General features: G+C 70.2%; 13 protein-coding genes. 6 read left to right on the top strand and 7 right to left on the bottom strand.

Going from position 1 to position 18,108, the window contains the following annotated elements; genetic code table 11:
• Nucleotides 1-153 precede the first annotated feature (153 nt).
• The 4 genes from AB0M59_RS28185 to AB0M59_RS28170 are packed head-to-tail and all read right to left on the bottom strand — an operon-like array spanning nucleotide 154 to nucleotide 4,742.
• Nucleotides 154-1,566, bottom strand: coding sequence for a GH1 family beta-glucosidase (locus tag AB0M59_RS28185; protein WP_364620698.1), 1,413 nt, complete (start codon nucleotides 1,564-1,566; stop codon nucleotides 154-156).
• Nucleotides 1,563-2,447 carry a carbohydrate ABC transporter permease gene (locus AB0M59_RS28180; protein ID WP_364620695.1) on the bottom strand — a complete coding sequence of 295 codons (885 nt, stop codon included), beginning with the start codon at nucleotides 2,445-2,447 and terminating at the stop codon, nucleotides 1,563-1,565. The genes AB0M59_RS28185 and AB0M59_RS28180 overlap by 4 nt, the downstream gene beginning before the upstream one ends.
• Nucleotides 2,444-3,433: a sugar ABC transporter permease gene (locus tag AB0M59_RS28175; RefSeq protein WP_364620692.1), complete on the bottom strand. Its 990-nt coding sequence runs from the start codon at nucleotides 3,431-3,433 to the stop codon at nucleotides 2,444-2,446. Before AB0M59_RS28175 ends, AB0M59_RS28180 begins: the two co-directional genes overlap by 4 nt.
• A gap of 4 nt (nucleotides 3,434-3,437) precedes the next feature.
• On the bottom strand, nucleotides 3,438-4,742 hold the full coding sequence (locus AB0M59_RS28170) for an ABC transporter substrate-binding protein (RefSeq protein WP_364620689.1): 1,305 nt from the start codon (nucleotides 4,740-4,742) through the stop codon (nucleotides 3,438-3,440).
• A gap of 250 nt (nucleotides 4,743-4,992) precedes the next feature.
• Here AB0M59_RS28170 and AB0M59_RS28165 point away from each other — a divergent pair, with 250 nt between their 5' ends.
• From AB0M59_RS28165 to AB0M59_RS28145, 5 genes are all read left to right on the top strand, one after another.
• Nucleotides 4,993-5,988: a LacI family DNA-binding transcriptional regulator gene (locus AB0M59_RS28165; protein WP_364621019.1), complete on the top strand. Its 996-nt coding sequence runs from the start codon at nucleotides 4,993-4,995 to the stop codon at nucleotides 5,986-5,988.
• Nucleotides 5,989-6,361: 373 nt separating this feature from the next.
• Nucleotides 6,362-9,247 (top strand): glycoside hydrolase family 48 protein, encoded by a 2,886-nt coding sequence (locus tag AB0M59_RS28160; RefSeq protein ID WP_364620686.1) that lies wholly within the window; start codon nucleotides 6,362-6,364, stop codon nucleotides 9,245-9,247.
• 10 nt (nucleotides 9,248-9,257) lie between these two features.
• Nucleotides 9,258-10,778, top strand: coding sequence for a cellulase family glycosylhydrolase (locus tag AB0M59_RS28155; protein WP_364620683.1), 1,521 nt, complete (start codon nucleotides 9,258-9,260; stop codon nucleotides 10,776-10,778).
• A gap of 26 nt (nucleotides 10,779-10,804) precedes the next feature.
• Nucleotides 10,805-12,598 carry a glycoside hydrolase family 6 protein gene (locus tag AB0M59_RS28150; protein ID WP_364620680.1) on the top strand — a complete coding sequence of 598 codons (1,794 nt, stop codon included), beginning with the start codon at nucleotides 10,805-10,807 and terminating at the stop codon, nucleotides 12,596-12,598.
• Nucleotides 12,599-12,682: 84 nt separating this feature from the next.
• Nucleotides 12,683-13,444: a glycoside hydrolase gene (locus AB0M59_RS28145; protein WP_364620677.1), complete on the top strand. Its 762-nt coding sequence runs from the start codon at nucleotides 12,683-12,685 to the stop codon at nucleotides 13,442-13,444.
• On the opposite strand, the gene AB0M59_RS28140 is transcribed toward AB0M59_RS28145, so the two are convergent.
• Complete coding sequence (locus tag AB0M59_RS28140; RefSeq protein WP_364620674.1) at nucleotides 13,441-13,968, bottom strand: GNAT family N-acetyltransferase; 528 nt, start codon at nucleotides 13,966-13,968, stop codon at nucleotides 13,441-13,443. The two genes, AB0M59_RS28145 and AB0M59_RS28140, sit on opposite strands and share 4 nt — an antisense overlap.
• 107 nt (nucleotides 13,969-14,075) lie before the next feature.
• Nucleotides 14,076-15,347 carry an ABC transporter substrate-binding protein gene (locus AB0M59_RS28135; RefSeq protein ID WP_364620671.1) on the bottom strand — a complete coding sequence of 424 codons (1,272 nt, stop codon included), beginning with the start codon at nucleotides 15,345-15,347 and terminating at the stop codon, nucleotides 14,076-14,078.
• A 152-nt stretch (nucleotides 15,348-15,499) separates the two neighbouring features.
• Here AB0M59_RS28135 and AB0M59_RS28130 point away from each other — a divergent pair, with 152 nt between their 5' ends.
• A complete protein-coding gene (locus AB0M59_RS28130; protein WP_364620668.1) occupies nucleotides 15,500-16,891 on the top strand; it encodes a LacI family DNA-binding transcriptional regulator in 1,392 nt (463 codons plus the stop codon).
• Nucleotides 16,892-16,910: 19 nt separating this feature from the next.
• On the opposite strand, the gene AB0M59_RS28125 is transcribed toward AB0M59_RS28130, so the two are convergent.
• Entirely contained in the window at nucleotides 16,911-17,972 is a 1,062-nt protein-coding gene (locus AB0M59_RS28125; protein WP_364620666.1) for a lytic polysaccharide monooxygenase, read from the bottom strand.
• Between the last annotated feature and the right edge of the window lie 136 nt (nucleotides 17,973-18,108).

Here is an 18,108-nt window from a genome sequence, read left to right as displayed (position 1 = left end):
GACTCATTCAAGACTTCTGGGTGGCCGCCGAGGCCGGAGGGGCAGGGGCGGGACAGCGGCCGGGCCCGGATCCCTCGGGCCCGGCCGCACCCCCCGCGGAAGCCCGTGAAGGCCACCCGCGCCGGTGGCCTTCACGAAACGAGACCGCCGGCCTCAGCCGAGGCCGTTCAACCCGATCACCCGGGAGTACCACTGTGCGCTGCGCTTCAGCGTCCGGACCTGGGTCGCGTAGTCGACGTGGATCAACCCGAACCGCTTCGCGTACCCCTCGGCCCACTCGAAGTTGTCGAGCAGCGACCAGTAGAAGTACCCGCGTAGGTCGACCCCCGCCGCCAGCGCATCGTGCGACGCCCTGAGGTGGGAGTCCAGGAACGCCACGCGGTCGGTGTCGACGATCTCGCCGCCGTCGGAGACGACGTCGGGGTAGGCCGCGCCGTTCTCCGTGATGTACAGCGGCACCGGGCGGTAGCCGCGGTGGACCTGCAACAGCGACTCGGTCAGCCCGGCCGGCTGGACCTCCCAGCCGGAGTCGGTGCGGGCGGCCGCCGGGTCCGGGACGAAGTGGACGTCGCCGGCGCCGACCCACTCCGGGCCCGCCGGCTCGCTGCCCGGCACCGGACGGCCCGCCACCCGGTAGTCGCGGTAGTAGTTCACGCCCAGCCAGTCGACGTGCGCGGCGATGACCGCCGCGTCCTCGTCGCGGACCACGTCCCCGAGCCCGAACGGCGCGAGGTCGGCGACCAGGTCGTCCGGGTAGCCGCCGCGCAGCACCGGGTCGAGGAACAGCCGGTTCTGCAGGCCGTCGATCCGCCGGGCCGCGGAGACGTCGGAGACGTTCGCCGGGTCGTGCGGTACGACGGGGTAGAGGTTGAGCGTGATCCCGGCCGGGATGCCCGGCGCGTGCCGGCGGATGACGTCCATCGCCAGCCCGTGCCCCAGCAGCAGGTGGTGCGTGGCGGCGACGGCGGCCGGGTGCTCGGTGCGGCCGGGCGCGTGGATGCCGCCCGCGTAGCCGAGCATCGCCGCGCACCACGGCTCGTTGAGCGTCGACCAGCTGGCGACGCGGTCGCCGAGGCGCTCCAGCACCGTCTCGGCGTACTCGGCGAACCGGTACGCGGTGTCCCGCGAAGTCCAGCCGCCCTTCTCCTCCAGCGACTGGGGCAGGTCCCAGTGGTAGAGCGTTGCCCACGGCTGGATCCCGGCTTCCAGGAGGCAGTCGACGAGCCGGTCGTAGAACGCGAGGCCGGTGGCGTTGGGGGCGCCGCCGTCCGGCCGTACCCGGGGCCAGGCCAGCGAGAAGCGGTAGGCGCCGAGGCCGAGCCGGCGCATCAGGTCGACGTCCTCGGTGTACCGGCGGTAGTGGTCGGCGGCCGGGTCGCCGGTGTCGCCGCCCACGACCGCGCCCGGACGGCGTGCGAAGACGTCCCAGACCGAGTCGGTGCGACCGTCGGCCGTGGTGGCCCCTTCCACCTGGAACGCCGCGGTGGCGGCGCCCCAGACGAAGCCGGGCGGGAACATCAGCGCTGTCTCCGCCCGAACGCTGTCGGGATGTACGGACATGGTCACCCTTTCACGGCACCTTGCATGATCCCGGCCACGATCTGGCGGCCGAGGAGGACGAAGACGATGAGGATCGGGATGGTGGCCAGGGTCGTGCCGGCCAGCACCAGCGAATAGTCGACGTAGTAGCCGCTCTGGAGCTTCTCCAGCGCGACCTGGACGGTCGGGTTGCCCGCGTCCAGGACCACCAGCGGCCACAGGAAGTCGTTCCACGACGTCATGAACGTGAACATCGCGAGGATCGCCGCGGCCGGGCGCACCGCGGGCAGGCAGACGTTCCAGAAGATCCGGATCATGCTGCAGCCGTCGACGCGCGCGGCCTCGATGAGCTCGTACGGCAGGGCGTCCACTGTGTACTGCCGCATCCAGAAGACGCCGAACGCGGTGACCAGGTTGGGCACGATCACCGACTGCAGGCCGCCCGCCCAGCCGAGCTCGGACATCGCGATGAACAGCGGGATGATGCCCAGCTGCGTGGGCACCGCGAGGGTCACGACGATGAACACGAACATCCCGTTGCGGCCCTTGAACCGCAGTTTCGCGAAGGCGAACCCGGCCAGTGACGAGAACAGCACCGTGGTGAGCGTGACCGTGCCCGACACGATGACGCTGTTGGCCAGCGCCTTCCAGAACGGGACGGTGTCGAACACCCGGGCGGCGTTGGCGAAGAAGTTGCCGCCGGGCACGAACGGCGGGATGCGCTCGGTGAGCATCCCGTTGTCGCGGCTGGCCACCAGGAACGACCAGTAGAACGGGAACAGCGACCCCAGCACGAAGATCGCCAGCACCCAGTACGTCGCCTTGCGCGGTTTCCCGAGCGTGGCGACGGACTTGCGCAGTCCATTTTTTTGAATGTCACTGCGGATGTCACTGCGGAGGGTCGTCATTTCCTCTTCACCCCCGGGGTGCGCGCGAGCCGGCCGGTGAGGAAGAAGTTCACCAGCGCGATGAGCACGATGATCACGAACAGCACCCAGGCGATCGCCGAGGCGTAGCCGAGGTTGTAGTTCTCGAACGCCGACTGGTAGAGGTACAGCGTCACGGTCTGGAACTGGTTGGTGGAGCCGCCGTTGTTCGACCCGGGCAGGGCGTCGAACAGCTTCGGCTCGGTGAAGATCTGCAGGCCGCCGATCGTCGAGGTGATGGTGACGAAGATCAGCGTCGGTTTCAGCAGCGGCAGGGTGACGGCGGTGAACCGGCGCCACGTGCCCGCGCCGTCGATCAGCGCCGCCTCGTGCAGCTCCTTCGGGATGGCCTGCATCGCCGCCAGCACGATCAGGGCGTTGTAACCGGTCCAGCGCCAGTTCACCATGATCGCGATCGCGACGTGGCTGCCGAAGCGGCTGGCCTGCCAGTCGACCGGGTCGAGGCCGATGGTCTGCAGGACGCCGTTGATCAGCCCGTACTTGGGGCCGAACAGGTTGGCGAAGATGATGCCGATCGCGACGAGGCTGGCCGCGTACGGCAGCAGGATGCCGACGCGCCAGCCGGTCGCGCCGCGCAGCCGGGCACCGAGCAACGCCGCCAGCAGGACCGCGATGATGAGCTGCGGGATGCTGGAGAGCAGGAAGATGCTGACCGTGTTGGTCAGCGCGTTCCAGAACTGGCTGTCGGCGAACAGCTCCTTGAAGTTGTCGATGCCGATGAACTCGGGGTCGTCGTCCCCGGCCTTCCACTTGAACAACGAGACGTACGCCGTGTAGAGCAGCGGGAACAGCCCGACGATCCCGAAGACGATGAAGAACGGTGCGACGTAGAGGTACGGCGATACCTTGACGTCCCACCGGCTCAGCTTGTGCCGGAAGGTGGGCCGGGGAGACGTTCGCTCCCCGGCCTTGCTCCCTTCCGGCGCGACTTTGTCGATGACGGTCATCTGCTCAGCGAGTGATCTTCTTCGCCGAGTCGACCAGTTGCTGCCAGCCGTCCGCCGCCGACTTGCCCTGTTCGACCGCCTGCAGTGCCGGGCTGGAGGCGTTCTCCTGGATCTGGCCGTCGCCCGGGCCCTTGTACTGCGGCTTCTGCACCTTCTTGGCCTGCTCGGCGAACAGCTCGCCGACCTTCGCGCCGCCGAAGTAGGCGTCGGTCTGGCTCAGCAGCGCCGGGTCCGACAGCGCCTTGACCTGGCTCGGGAAGGTGCCCTTGGCCTGGAACGCCTTGATCTGCTGCTCCGGCGCGGTCAGCCAGGCCGCGAGCTCGGCGGCCTCCTTCGGGTGCTTCGACTGCGTCGGCACGGTCAGGTACGAGCCGCCCCAGTTGCCGCCGCCGCCGGGGAAGGCCGCGGTGACCGCCCACTTGTTCGCGTTCTCCGGGCCGGCCTGCTCCTTGATCACGCCGAGCATCCACGCGGGGCACACCTTCGTGGCGAACGCGCCCTGCTTGAAGCCGGTGTTCCACTCGTTGCTGAACGCGGTCAGCTTGGCCGACTCGCCCTTCGCGACGGCGTCGGTGACCTTGGTCCAGGCGTCCTTGATGCCCTGGTTGCCCTCGACGGCGAGCTTGTCGTCGCTGCCGATGTAGCCCTGGGGGAGCTGGTTGACCATGGCGTTGAAGTTCTGCGCGGCCGAGTCGAACCAGGCCTTGCCCTTCGTCTTGGCGACGTAGTCGGCGCCGGCGGCGAAGTAGCTGTCCCAGGTGGCGAACAGCGGCTTGACGGCTTCGGGGTCGGTCGGCAGCCCGGCCGCCTGGAACATGTCCTTGCGGTAGCACATGGCGAGCGGACCGATGTCGGTGCCGTAGCCGATGACCTTGCCGTCCTTGGTCTTGGCGGCGTCGTACTTCCAGCCGAGCCAGCGGTCGGGGGAGGCGTCGGCGGGGCCGATCTTGGTCAGGTCGTTGAACTTCGAGCCCTTGTCGAGGACGTCGGACAGGTGGCCCTCTTCGACCGCCGAGACGTCGGCGAGGCCCGAGCCCGCGGCCAGCTTGGTGATCAGGTCCTGGTGGTAGGGCCCGCCCTGGCCGGTCTTGCGGTGGGTGATCTTGATGTTGGGGTGCAGCCGCTCGTACTCCGGGATGAGCGCCTCGTAGCCGAATTCGGTGAACGTCGCCAGCGTCAGGTCCACGTGCTCGTTCGGGCCCGCCGCGGCCGGCGTCTGCTCACCGCCGCCGCTACCGCAGGCCGTGGCGCCGAGCGCCGTCATCGTGATGCCCAGTGCGAGGACCAGGCCGTTCCGGATCGTTCTCACGTGTCCAACCACCTTGTTGACGGGAATGAGCGCTCTCACTGCTGGGAGCCCGACTGGGAGCGCTCCCAGGTGTCGCAGAGTCTGCTGGGGGCCTCCACCGGTGTCAAGGGGTCGTGACCGGAGTGTTTCCTGCGAGGAGCGCTCCCGGACTTCGCGCGCGGGTGCCGGTTAAGCTGTCGACGTCCGGGTGGTTGTGGGAGCGAGGGCGGTAGGCGTGGGGCCTCGAGCAGGGGATGAAGAGCGGCCGACGCTGGAGGACGTCGCGGCGTTCGCCGGCGTGTCGCGGTCGACGGCGTCGCGCGCGCTGAACGACGACGCGTACGTCAGCGCGGCGGCGCGCGAGAAGGTCCTCGCCGCGGCCCGTGACCTGGGCTATTCCCCGAACCAGGCGGCCCGCTCGCTCGTCACCCGCCGCACCGGAGCGGTCGCGGTGGTGCTGTCGGAGCCGGAGTCCCGGCTGCTCGACGACCCGTACCGCGCCGCCGTCATGCGGGCCGGCTACCGCGAGCTCGCCGACGTCGGCCGGCAGATGGTCCTGATCTTCAGCGACATCCGCGAGGACCTCAGCCGGACCGTGCGGTTCCTCGAAGGCGGGCACGTCGACGGCGCGCTGGTGTTCGCGCCGCACCGGGCCGACCCGCTGCCCAAGGCGCTGCGGCTGCTGCGCATCCCGGTGGTGTTCGGCGGCCAGGCGGCCGGCATCCGCCGCGGCGTGCACGTCGTCGACTTCGACAACGAAGGCGGCGCCCGGCTCGCGGTCGAGCACCTGGTCGCGGCCGGGCGGCGGCGGATCGGCACCATCGCCGGGCCGCAGGACCAAGGCGCCCCGATAGACCGGCTCGCCGGCTGGCGCAAGACCCTCCTCGACGCCGGGCTCGACCCCGCCGACCTGGCCGAAGAGGCCGACTTCACGCTGTCCGGCGGCGCGAACGCGATGTCCGCGCTGCTGACCCGCCACCCGGACCTCGACGCGGTGTTCGTCGCGAGCGACATGATGGCGGTGGGCGCGCTGCGCACGCTGGACGGGGCCGGCCGCCGCATCCCCGAGGACGTCGCGGTGGTCAGCTTCGACGACAACGCGACGCTGGCCCCGGCGATGGACCCGCCCCTGACGTCGGTCCACCAGGACCCGCGCGAGCAGGTGCACGCGATGGTCGAGACGCTGATGCAGCTGCTCGACGACCAGAGCCTCAAGCCGCGGCAGCAGATCCTCCCGGTCTCCCTGGCGGTCCGCGCCTCGAGCTGACGCCGGCCCGCGTGCCCGACTTTTTCACCGCGGGCGTTCTTGACCCAGATGTACGCCGATGGCGCCGAACGGCGTTTTTGGGCACCCTGGGTGACCGAACCGCTAGGCCGTTCGAGTGATGTGACGACCAACGGCCGCGGCTGTTCAGGAGCGTTCAGCGAGCCGGCACGCCCCCGGAGCGTCGATGTGACGTCTTCGCCCGCGGTGTCCTTCTGACTCGATTCTTTACATCCACGTTTCCGGCTGGCTACCGTCTGCGCCTGGAAGCGCTCCCAGATCGCTGGCTCCCTACGGACAAAGGAGTTCCGAAGCCATGCGTTCCTCCCCCCGATGGCGCCGCGTGCGCCGAACGCGCTGGTTACGCGGCCGCGCAATGGCCCTGGTCTCGGCCGCGGTCGCGTTCACCGCCACGCTGGTCGTCCCCTCCTCGGCGCTGGCCGCCGACGTCGCCTGCTCCGTCACCTACACCACCAACGACTGGGACTCCGGGTTCACCGCCAACGTCTCGCTGCGCAACGACGGCGCGGCCCTCGACAGCTGGAAGGTCGGCTGGACGTTCCTCGACGGCCAGAAGGTCCAGCAGGGCTGGAGCGCCACCTTCGCCCAGACCGGCGCCGCGGTCACCGCGACGAACCTCTCCTACAACGGCCACCTCGACACCGGGGCGAGCACGAGCTTCGGCTTCAACGGCTCGAAGGGCTCCGCCAACCGCCCGCCCACCGACTTCTCCGTCAACGGCACCGCGTGCACCGGCGCCAACAAGGCCCCGACCGTCAGCCTGACGTCGCCGACGTCGACCGGCACCTACTACGCCCCCGCCACCATCCCGCTCGCCGCGACCGCCGCCGACAGCGACGGCACGGTGAGCAAGGTCGAGTTCTACGCCGGCGACACCCTCCTGGCCACCGACACCGCCGCGCCGTTCGAGGGCAACTGGGCGTCCGTCCCCGCCGGGACGTATTCGATCACCGCCAAGGCCTACGACAACAAGAACGCGGCCACGACGTCGAGCCCGGTCAGCGTGAAGGTCCTGTCCGGGCCCACGATCGTCGCGTCCCCGGCGACGGCGCAGGTCAAGCAGGGCGGGACGACGACGTTCGCCGTCACCCTCGCCGGCGCGCCCACCGCCTCGGTCACCGTGGCGGTCGCCCGCACGGCGGGAAGCACTGATCTCACCGCGAGCCCCACGAGCCTCACCTTCACGACGGCGAACTGGAACGTGGCCCAGAACGTCACCGTGAAGAGCGCCGACAACGGGGGAGCGCTGGGCAGCGCCACCTTCACCGCGAGCGGCAGCGGCTACACCGCGGCCACGGTGACGGTCAACGAGATCTCGTCGTCCACATCGGACTACCAGCTCGCGTTCCTGACCCAGTACAACAAGATCAAGGACCCGAACAACGGCTACTTCCGCAAGTTCGGGAACATCCTGGTGCCCTACCACTCGATCGAGACGCTGATCGTCGAGGCTCCGGACCACGGCCACGAGACGACGTCGGAGGCGTTCAGCTACTACCTGTGGCTGGAAGCGTCCTACGGGCGGGTCACCGGTGACTGGGCGCCGTTCAACCAGGCCTGGACGTCGATCGAGACGTACGCGATCCCGTCGGCGGCCGACCAGCCGGGCAACTCCGGCTACAACGCGAGCAAGCCCGCCACCTACGCGGCCGAGTACCCGAGCCCGAAGTCCTACCCGTCGCAGCTGCAGACCGGCGTGTCCGTCGGTGCCGACCCGATCGCGGCGGAGCTGAAGGCGGCCTACGGCTCGGCGGACGTCTACGGCATGCACTGGCTGCTCGACGTGGACAACATCTACAAGTTCGGCCACTGCGAGGACGGCACGAACACCGCGCCCGCGTTCATCAACACGTTCCAGCGCGGTTCGCAGGAGTCGGTCTGGGAGACGGTCACCCAGCCCAGCTGCGACATCCTGAAGTTCGGCGGCAAGAACGGCTACCTCGACCTGTTCACCGGCGACTCGTCGTACGCGAAGCAGTGGAAGTACACCGACGCACCCGACGCGGACGCCCGCGCCGTGCAGGTGGCCTTCCAGGCCGAGAAGTGGGCGGCCACGCAGGGCAAGAGCGCGGACGTCGCGGCCGTGGTCAAGAAGGCGTCGAAGATGGGCGACTACCTGCGGTACTCGCTGTTCGACAAGTACTTCAAGAAGATCGGCAACTGCGTCGGCGCGTCGAGCTGCGCGGCCGGCACCGGGAAGGACAGCGAACACTACCTGGTCTCGTGGTACTACGCCTGGGGCGGTTCGATGGACTCGTCCAGCGCCTGGGCGTGGCGCATCGGCGACGGCGCGGCCCACCAGGGCTACCAGAACCCGCTGGCCGCGTACGCGCTGTCGGCCGACCCGGGGCTGAAGGTCACCTCGGCCACCGGCGCGAGCGACTGGGCGACCAGCCTCGGCCGGCAGCTGGAGTTCCTGCAGTGGCTCCAGTCGTCCGAAGGCGGTCTCGCCGGCGGCGCGACCAACAGCTGGGACGGCCAGTACGGCACCCCGCCGTCCGGCACGCCGACGTTCTACGGGATGTTCTACGACCAGCAGCCGGTCTGGCACGACCCGCCGAGCAACCAGTGGTTCGGCTTCCAGACCTGGGGCATGGAGCGGATCGCCGAGTACTACCAGGCGACCGGCGACGCCCGGGCGAAGAAGATCCTCGACAAGTGGGTCCCGTGGGCGATCGCGAACACCACGGTCGGCGCCGGCGGGAGCTTCCAGATCCCGGCCGACCTGACCTGGAGCGGCGCGCCGGACACCTGGAGCGCCACCAACCCGGGCTCGAACACGAGCCTGCACGTCACGGTGAAGAACTACAGCAACGACGTCGGTGTCGCCGGGTCCCTGGCCAAGACGCTGCTCTACTACGCGTCCGGCTCGAGCAACGCCCAGGCCAAGTCGGTCGGGGAGCAGCTGCTCACGGCCCTCTCGGCGAACACCGACACCCAGGGCATCGCGGTGCCGGAGACCCGGACGGACTACAACCGGTTCGACGACGCCTACAACGCCACCACGGACCAGGGGCTGTACGTGCCCTCGGGCTGGACGGGCACGATGCCGAACGGCGACGCGATCAACTCCAGCTCGACGTTCACCTCGATCCGCTCCTTCTACAAGAGCGACCCGCAGTGGCCGAAGGTCCAGTCCTACCTGGACGGTGGCGCCGCGCCGACGTTCACCTACCACCGGTTCTGGGCGCAGTCGGAGATCGCCACGGCGTTCGCCGCGCACGTCGCCCTGTTCGGCTGAAAGGCACTCGATGAAGCGACTGCTCGCCCTCGCGGTCGCCGCACTGGTCGGGGGCGCCGTACTCACGGCGTCCCCGGCCACCGCGGCCTCTGCGGCACAGGGAACCGGCACCGGCTACTGGCACGCGTCCGGCTCCCAGCTCGTCGACGCCACCGGCGCGCCGGTCCGGATGACCGGCGTCAACTGGTTCGGCGCCGAGACCGGCAACTACTCGCCGCACGGCCTGTGGAGCCGGAACTACAAAGACATGCTCGACCAGATGGCGGGCCTCGGCTACAACACGCTGCGGCTGCCCTACTCCAACCAACTCTTCGACTCCGGCGTCAAGCCGACCAGCATCGACGCCGTCCAGAACCCGGACCTGCAAGGGCTTTCCGGCCTCCAGGTGCTCGACAAGATCATCGGATACGCCGGCACGAAGGGCATGCGGGTCATCCTGGACCAGCACCGGCCGGACTCCGGCGCGCAGTCCCCGCTTTGGTACACCAGCGCGTACCCGGAGAGCCGCTGGCTGTCCGACTGGACGATGCTCGCCCAGCACTACAAGGGCAACACCACGGTGATCGGTGCCGACCTGCACAACGAGCCGCACTCGATCCAGGGTGGCGGCGGCGCGTGCTGGGGCTGCGGCGACACCGCGACCGACTGGCGGCTCGCGGCCGAGCGCGGCGGGAATGCCGTGCTCGCGGCGAATCCCGACTGGCTGGTCATCGTCGAGGGCGTCGACTGCGTCAGCGGCACCGGCGACCCGCAGTGCGGCTGGTGGGGCGGCAACCTCTCCGGCGCCCGCCAGTTCCCGGTGCGACTGTCCAAACCGGACAAGCTGGTCTACTCGGCGCACGAGTACGCGACGTCGGTGTTCGCGCAGCCGTGGTTCTCCGACCCGTCGTTCCCGGCGAACCTGCCGGCGCTGTGGGACCACTTCTTCGGCTACCTGCACAAGGAGCACATCGCGCCGGTGCTGCTCGGCGAGTTCGGCACCACCCTCGCCGACCCGCGTGACAAGACCTGGCTGCAGGAGCTGATGAAGTACTCGGGCACCGGCACGAGCGGGATGAGCTTCACGTACTGGTCGTGGAACCCCAACTCGGGTGACACCGGCGGCATCCTCAACGACGACTGGACCACGGTCAACCAGGCCAAGCAGGCGATCCTCCAGCCGTACCTGATCCCGCCGGTCGGCGGGGGTGGCGGGACGACCGATCCGCCGCCCGCGGTGAGCTGCGCGGTCACCTACCACGTCGACAACGCGTGGCAGGGCGGCTTCGTCGCCTCCGTGACGCTCAAGAACACCGGCTCTTCACCGCTGAAGACCTGGGCCCTCGGCTGGACCGCGCCTTCGGGGACGCAGATCACCGGCGGCTGGGGCGCCACCGTCACCCAGTCCGGGCAGCAGGCGACCGCCAAGGCGCCGACCTGGGCGCCCGACCTGGCCGGGGGCGCTTCGACGTCGATCGGCTTCCAGGCGACCGGCTCGTCCGCCGGCAGTCCCAGCGGCTTCGCCGTCGGTTCCACCCCTTGCAGCGCCTGACCCGACAACACGAAGGAGCACACTCGATGAAGAGTGATTTCTGGTCCGCGAAGAGGAAGTCGCGGCTCGCCGTGGCGTCCTCGGTGACGGCCGCGGCCGTCGTGGCCGGCCTGGTGGTGGCCGGCGGCAGCCCGGCGGTCGCCGCCTCCGGCTGCAAGGTGACCTACACCGTCAACCAGTGGGACACCGGGTTCACCGCGAACGTCGCGGTGACCAACCTCGGAGACGCCGTCTCGAGCTGGGACGTCCAGTGGGACTTCGCCGGCAACCAGCAGGTCCAGCAGGGCTGGAGCGCCACGTTCAGCCAAAGCGCCAAGCACGTGAGCGCGAAGAACCCGTCGTGGGGCGGCGCGCTCGCGTCGAACGCGACGGCGAGCTTCGGCTTCAACGGCTCGTACTCCGGCACGAACGCCATCCCCGCGGCGTTCTCGCTCAACGGTGTCACCTGCGACGGCGGCACCACCACGACCACCACACCGACGACCCCGACCACGCCGACGACACCCACCACCCCGACCACCACGACCACGCCGCAGCCGGGAACCCACGTGGACAACCCGTACTCCGGCTCGAAGGGGTACGTGAACCCGGACTGGTCGGGCGAGGTGAGCGCGGCGGCCGCGGCGAAGGGCGGCACGCTCGGCGCGCAGATGGCCAAGGTGGCGAACACGTCCACGGCCGTGTGGCTCGACCGGATCGCGGCGATCGAGGGCACCTCGAGCGCCCGCGGCCTGCGCGGGCACCTCGACGCGGCGCTGGCCCAGCAGAGCGGCGGCACGCCGGTGACGATCCAGATCGTCGTCTACGACCTGCCCAACCGCGACTGCGCGGCGCTGGCGTCCAACGGTGAGCTGCAGGCCGGCTCGAACGGCCTGGCCCGGTACAAGAGCGAGTACATCGACCCGATCGCTTCGATCCTGTCAGACGCGAAGTACGCGCCGCTGCGGGTCGTGGCGGTCGTCGAACCCGACTCGCTGCCCAACCTGATCACCAACACCGCGACGGCCAAGTGCGCCGAAGCGCAGTCCACCGGGGCCTACACCCAGGGCATCCAGTACGCGCTGAACAAGCTCCACGCGATCTCCAACGTTTACAACTACCTGGACATCGCGCACTCGGCGTGGCTGGGCTGGGACAGCAACTTCGGCCCGTTCGTCAACCTGGTCAAGCAGACGCTGCAGGGCACGACGGCCGGGGTGAACAGCATCGACGGCTTCATCAGCGACACGGCGAACTACACCCCGCTGACCGAGCCGAACCTGCCGGACCCGAACCTGAACGTCGGTGGCCAGCAGCTCAAGTCGGCGACGTTCTACCAGTGGAACCCGTACTTCGCCGAGGTGCCGTTCGCCACGGCGATGTACAACGCGTTCGTCTCCGCGGGCCTGCCGAGCGGCATCGGCATGCTGATCGACACCTCCCGCAACGGCTGGGGCGGCTCGGCCCGGCCCACCGGCGCGTCGGGATCCACTGTGGACAGCTACGTCAACTCCGGCCGGATCGACCGGCGGCTGCACCGCGGCAACTGGTGCAACCAGAGCGGAGCCGGCTTGGGCCTGCGCCCGACGGCGTCGCCCGCGGCGCACTTCGACGCCTACGTCTGGATCAAGCCGCCGGGTGAGTCCGACGGCGCGAGCTCGCAGATCCCGAACGACGAAGGCAAGGGCTTCGACCGGATGTGCGACCCGACCTACCACGGCAGCGACCAGGCCAACGGCGGCAACCTGACCGGCGCCCTGCCGAACTCGCCGCTGTCCGGCAAGTGGTTCCAGGCCCAGTTCGAAGAGCTGGTCCAGAACGCCTACCCGCCGGTGCAGTAGGCAACGGCTCCCGGGCCGGGCGGTGCCGCGCAGCCGCCGTCCGGCCCGGGTCTCCACCCGTCCCTTCATCGCAGAGGAGTTCTCATGAAGAACCGGCTACGGGCCACACTGGCGTCGTTCGGGGCCGCGAGCGTGCTGCTTTCCGGCGGTGTCGTGCTCACCGCGCCCCCGGCGGCCGCGGACACGCAGCTGTGCGACAAGTACGGCTCACTGCGCATCCAGAGCGGCAAGTACATCGTGCAGAACAACAACTGGGGCGACGACACGACCCAGTGCCTCTCGGTGTCCTCCACCGGGTTCACCATCACGACGGCGTCGCACAACCGGCCGACCAACGGCGCCCCGGGCAGCTATCCGTCCGTCTACGCCGGCTGCCACTACGGCAACTGCAGCAGCGGCAGCGGGTTGCCCCGCCAGGCCCGCTCGGTCGGCTCGCTGCGGTCCCATGTGGACTACACGACCGTCCAAGCGGGACAGTGGGACGCCGCCTACGACGTCTGGTACGACCCGAATCCGAACCCGTCCGGGCAGAACACCGGCGCCGAGGTGATGATCTGGGGCAACCACCGGGGTGCCCCGCAGCCGGTCGGCAGCGTGATCGGCACCGCGCAGCTCGCCGGCGCGACGTGGACGGTCTGGTTCGGGAACATCGGCTGGAACGTGATCTCCTACGTCCGGAACTCCGGAACTGACAGCCTCGACGTCAGCCTGGCCGACTTCACCCGGGACGGCGTGAACCGCGGCAAGATCAACGACGCCTGGTACCTGACGAGCGTCCAGTTCGGGTTCGAGCCGTGGCAGGGCCAGACCGGGCTGGGCGTCCGCTCGTTCAGCGTGTCCGGCTAGAGGTCCTTCCGGAAGGACAGCCGGTCCAGGCCCGGCCCGTCGTAGTCGGGCTGGACCGGCAGTCCGTCGACCTCCTTCGGCCCCGCTTCGGTGACGAAGCCCATCCGCGTGTGGAAGGCGTGGGAAGCCTTGTTGACCGGCGACGTGATGGCGCGGATCGTGGTCCGGCCGTTGGCGCGGCTGAAGGCGAAGAAGCGCTCGTACAGGGCGGCGCCGAGGCCTTTGCCGCGGGCGGCGGGGTCGACGCCGACGAAGTGGATGTAGCTCTCCGCCGGCCGGGACGGCGAGAGGAAGCCGATCAGGAACGCGACGATCCGGTCGTCGTCGCCGGTCACCAGGAAGCTGCTGCCGGTGAAGTGCTGGAACATCAGCTTCGGCAGGAGCAGGGCCCGCTGGCGGGAGCCTTCGTCGCCGCCGAGCCCGCCCCACCAGGAGTCGAGGACCGCGAGGACGGGCAGGTGGTCGTCCGGGCCGGGGTGGCGGACGGGGTGGCCGGCGAGCGGGGTGAGGTCGGGAGTCGTCACCCGGGCCAGGGTGCCGCACGGGGGAGCGGCGCGCGACCGGGTTTCGGCCGGTCCGCTGTGTCCGGACCACAGACAGGAGACGCCGGGTGTCCTCCCCCGAGAAGATGTCAGGGCACCACCTGGTGCACCCCGATGAGCACCTGCTGCCAGACGGCGGCCGGGTCGGCGCCGCGTTCGACGGACTTGAGCGCGGGCGCGACCACCGTCTCCTGGATCTTGCCGTCGCCCGGGCCCTTGTACTGCGGCTTCCCGACCTTCTGGGCCTGCGCGACGAAGACCTGCCCGCTGAGCGTGCCGCCGAAGTAGCCGTTCATCTCGCTGAGCAGGTCGGGCGAGGTGAAGGCGTCGACCTGGCTGGGGAAGTTGCCGCTCACCCGGAACGCGTGCAGCTGCTGCTCCGGCGCGGTCAGCCAGGCGGCGAGCGCGGCGGCCTCCTTCGGGTGCTCGCTCGCCGCGGGCACGGTGAGGTAGGAGCCGCCCCAGTTGCCGCCACCGTCGGGGAACGCGTCGGTGATCGCCCACTTGCCCGCGTTGCCGAGCCCGGCCTGCTGCTCGATGACGCCGAGCATCCACGAAGGACAGACCTTCGTCGCGAAGGCGCCGAGGCGCAGGCCGTTGTTGCCGTCTTCGGCGAAGGCGGTGAGGCCGGCCGACTGCCCCTGCTTCACCGCGGTGGTGACCTGGTCCCAGGCACCCCGGAGCGCGGTGTTCGTCTCGAGTGTCGAGTGGTCGTCGCGGTCGAGGTAGCCGACCGGCAGCTGGTTGACCATCGCGTTGAAGTTCTGCGCGGCGGAGTCGAACCAGGCCTTGCCCTTCGAGCGCTTGACGTACTTTTCGCCGGCCTTGAAGTAGCTGTCCCAGGTCGCGAACATCGTCTTGACCGAACCGGGGTCGGTCGGCAGCCCGGCCGCCTCGAGGAGGTCCTTGCGGTAGCACATCGCGAGCGGGCCGATGTCCGTGCCGTAGCCGAGGAGCTTGCCGTCCTTGCTGCGGCCCGCCTCGTACTTCCACTCCAGCCACCGGCCGGGTTTCACGTCGGGCGGCCCGATCTCGGCCAGGTCGGCGAACTTCGAGGACTGCGCGAGGATGTCGGAGAGGTGACCCTCCTCGACGGCCTGGACGTCCGCGAGGCCCTGGCCGCTCTGCAGCTTGCCCAGCAGGTCCTGGTGGTAGGGGCCGCCCTGGTCGGTCTTCACCTGGCGGACGTCGATCCCGGGGTGGGTGAACTTGTACCCGGGGATCAGGTCGTCGTAGCCGAACTCGCCGAACGTCGCGAGGGTGAGCGTGATGCGCTCGGGCGTGGCGGGGCCGCAACCACCGGTCAGGACGAGCAGGACGACGGCGACGGCGAAGGCCAGCCGTCTTCGAATCAGCCTCATGCGCTCCCCGTTCGCGACTCACTCCCTCGTGATTGGGAGCGCTCCCGGACGGAGTGTTGTTTCCGGGACCGCCAGGTGTCAAGGTGCGCGACGGCGGGTGTCCGGGCGGACACGCTTTCGCGTTCGGAACTTTCGTGCTGGGAAGGAGTGCGATGAAGCGTCCGACGATCACCGACATCGCGCGGGAGGCCGGCGTGTCCAAGGGCGCGGTGTCCTACGCGCTCAACGGCCGCCCGGGCGTCTCGGAGGCGACCCGGCACCGGATCACGCGGATCGCCCGCGAGCTCGGGTGGTCGCCGAGCAGCACGGCGCGCGCCCTGTCCGGCGGCCGGGCCGGGGCGATCGGGCTGGTGCTGGACGGGCCGTCGGAGCTGGTCGTCCCGGCTCTGCTCGACGGGTTCTCGCAGGAGCTCCTGGTCCAGGTCGCGACGGGCCGCGGCGCGGCGTTGGAGGTCTACCGCCGCTGGCGCGCGGAGCGAAAGGTGGACGGCGCGCTGCTGACGGGCCCGGACCACGCGGCGGAGCTGGTCCGGATCGGCCTGCCGGCGGTGGTGCTCGGCGGCCCGGGCGGCTTGCCGGGCGTGCCCTCGGTCCGGGTGGACGACACGGCGGGCGCGGCGGAGGCCCTGGAGTACCTGGCCGCGCTGGGCCACCGGCACGTGGTCCGGATCCCGGGAGCGGCGGCGTTCGCGGAGGCGGCGGAGCGGGAGGAAGCCTTCGCGACCGAGATGCGGCGGCTGGGGTTGGCGGGTTTGCGGGCCGGGGGTGTGGGGGGTCGCAGCGCTGGGGCGGGGGTTCCTGCCGCGGGTGCCGCGGATCGCCGCGATGGCCGGCGTGAGAGTGCCAGATCGCTCGGAATGCCGGCTGCGGGCACCGGCGGTCGCGGCAGCTGGGGTGAGGGCGCCGGACCTCCCTCGTTCCCGACTGCGGGCGCCGATGATCGCCGCGGTCCGGTGATCGGCGGGCTTTTCGGCGCGGATCCGGCCGCCGGTTCAGGAATCCGCTCCGGGGATCGCGAGGGTGCGGGACCGGCCGAGGTGCGGGCTCCCGGCTTCGCCGACCGCCGAAATTTCTCCGGTCCCCATCCGGCTGCCGGTTTCGGAGTCCGGTCCACCGGATCCGAGGACCGCGGGGAACTTCTGGGCGCCTATCCCGTCACCAGCCCAGGAAACCGGGCCCGGCTCACCCCCCAATCCGCCGTCCACATCGAACCCTCGGCCGATGCGGTCCGGCACATCCTGACCGCCCACCCCCGGCCCACCGCCCTGCTCTGCGACACCGATTCCCTCGCCGTCGCCGCGCTCGTCGCCGCGCGGGAGCTCGGGCTGGCCGTGCCCGGGGATCTCTCCGTCGTCTCCTGGGACGACTCCGAACTCTGCCGCCTCGTGCGGCCGGCGCTGTCCGCGGTCCGGCGCCCGCTGCCGGAGCTCGGCGGGCTCGCCGTGTCGATGCTGCGGGACCTCATCGCCGGCGAGGAGGTCGGCGACGTCTGGGCCTCCCGGCCGCGGCTGATCACCCGCGGCAGCACCGGTCCCGCCCGCTGACGGGACCGGCGCTGAGACCTCAGGTGCCCTGGCAGGTCGGCGACGGCTGGGCCGGGTTCGTCCCCGACGCGTTCACCACCAGGCCGAACGTCGTCGTGCCGTCGGGTGCGACGGCGCCGTTCCAGTTCGCGTTGCGGACCGTCACCGTGGAGCCGGACTGGCTCAGCGTGCCGTTCCAGACGCTGCCGATCGTCTGGCCCGACGGCAGCGTCCAGCCCACTTGCCACCCGCCGAACGCCGTGGTGCCGTGGTTCATCACCGTCACCGTGGCCTGGTAGCCGCCGCTCCAGGAGTTCGTCACCTCGTACATCGCCATGCACGAGCCGCCCGTCGGCGGGGGACTCGTGGGCGTCGTCGGCGTGGTCGGCGGGGTGCCCGGGTCGTGCACGCCGGTCACCTCGCCGTGCCCGCCGTCGAACATGACGTCCGAACAGCCGTAGAACGTCTCGGCGCTGTCGGAGCGCTTCCACACCGAATAGATGATGTGCCGCCCGGACTTGTTGTTCGGCAGCGCGCCGGTCCACTTGTACTGCCCGTCCACCGTGCCGACCTGGCCGGTCACCGCCGGGTGGTCGACCGTCAGGAACGGCTGGTCCTCCAGCGAGTCCCAGGTCAGCGGCTTCGACGGGTCCCAGCCGTCCTTCGTCACGTACGTGTAGAACCAGCCCGGGTGCGCGGCCCACGCGTTGTACGAGAAGTCGAACGATGCCCCGGCGCTGAGGTGGGTCAGCGGCCAGTCGCCGACCTGGTCGAAGCCGGCGTAGCCCGGGTTCCCGCCGGAACACAGCTTCCCGTCCGGGATGAAGCCGCGCGTGCGCCCGGCGCCGTCGGAACGCAGCACGGCGAACCAGTTGTACAGCGAGTTGGCGCCGCTGGTGGTCACCGCGGCCGCGCAGGCCGGGTTCTGCGGGATGATCTGGCCGGTCGAACTGAGCCCGTCCTGCCAGCACAAGAACGTCCGGCTGCCCGGTTTCATCATGGCGCCGTGCGCTTCGGCCGTGCCGGTGTTCAGCAGGATCGCCGTCAGGCTCGCCAGCAGCACGGTGACGGCGGCGAGGATCGTACTTCGTCTCCTGGTCACGTCTGTCCCTTCGTCGGGTAGCGTGCGTCGAAGACTGGGAGCGCTCTCACGATCAGGATACGCGGTGGTGGTCACTTCCGGAATCCCGCGGTGACCGCCGGCGGCGCCGTGGCCTACCTTGGCGGAGGCGCCGATC

Source organism: Amycolatopsis sp. NPDC051371, from assembly GCF_040682155.1.
In the GTDB taxonomy this organism is placed as follows: Bacteria; Actinomycetota; Actinomycetes; order Mycobacteriales; family Pseudonocardiaceae; genus Amycolatopsis.
This window is presented reverse-complemented; position numbering and strand designations above follow the sequence as displayed.

Excerpts from the sequence above, each read along its gene's own strand:
- AB0M59_RS28180 (WP_364620695.1), bottom strand. The coding sequence starts at position 2,447 with ATGACGACCCTCCGCAGTGACATCCGCAGTGACATTCAAAAAAATGGA.
- AB0M59_RS28175 (WP_364620692.1), bottom strand. The coding sequence starts at position 3,433 with ATGACCGTCATCGACAAAGTCGCGCCGGAAGGGAGCAAGGCCGGGGAG.
- AB0M59_RS28160 (WP_364620686.1), top strand. The coding sequence starts at position 6,362 with ATGGCCCTGGTCTCGGCCGCGGTCGCGTTCACCGCCACGCTGGTCGTC.
- AB0M59_RS28155 (WP_364620683.1), top strand. The coding sequence starts at position 9,258 with ATGAAGCGACTGCTCGCCCTCGCGGTCGCCGCACTGGTCGGGGGCGCC.
- AB0M59_RS28150 (WP_364620680.1), top strand. The coding sequence starts at position 10,805 with ATGAAGAGTGATTTCTGGTCCGCGAAGAGGAAGTCGCGGCTCGCCGTG.
- AB0M59_RS28145 (WP_364620677.1), top strand. The coding sequence starts at position 12,683 with ATGAAGAACCGGCTACGGGCCACACTGGCGTCGTTCGGGGCCGCGAGC.
- AB0M59_RS28135 (WP_364620671.1), bottom strand. The coding sequence starts at position 15,347 with ATGAGGCTGATTCGAAGACGGCTGGCCTTCGCCGTCGCCGTCGTCCTG.
- AB0M59_RS28130 (WP_364620668.1), top strand. The coding sequence starts at position 15,500 with ATGAAGCGTCCGACGATCACCGACATCGCGCGGGAGGCCGGCGTGTCC.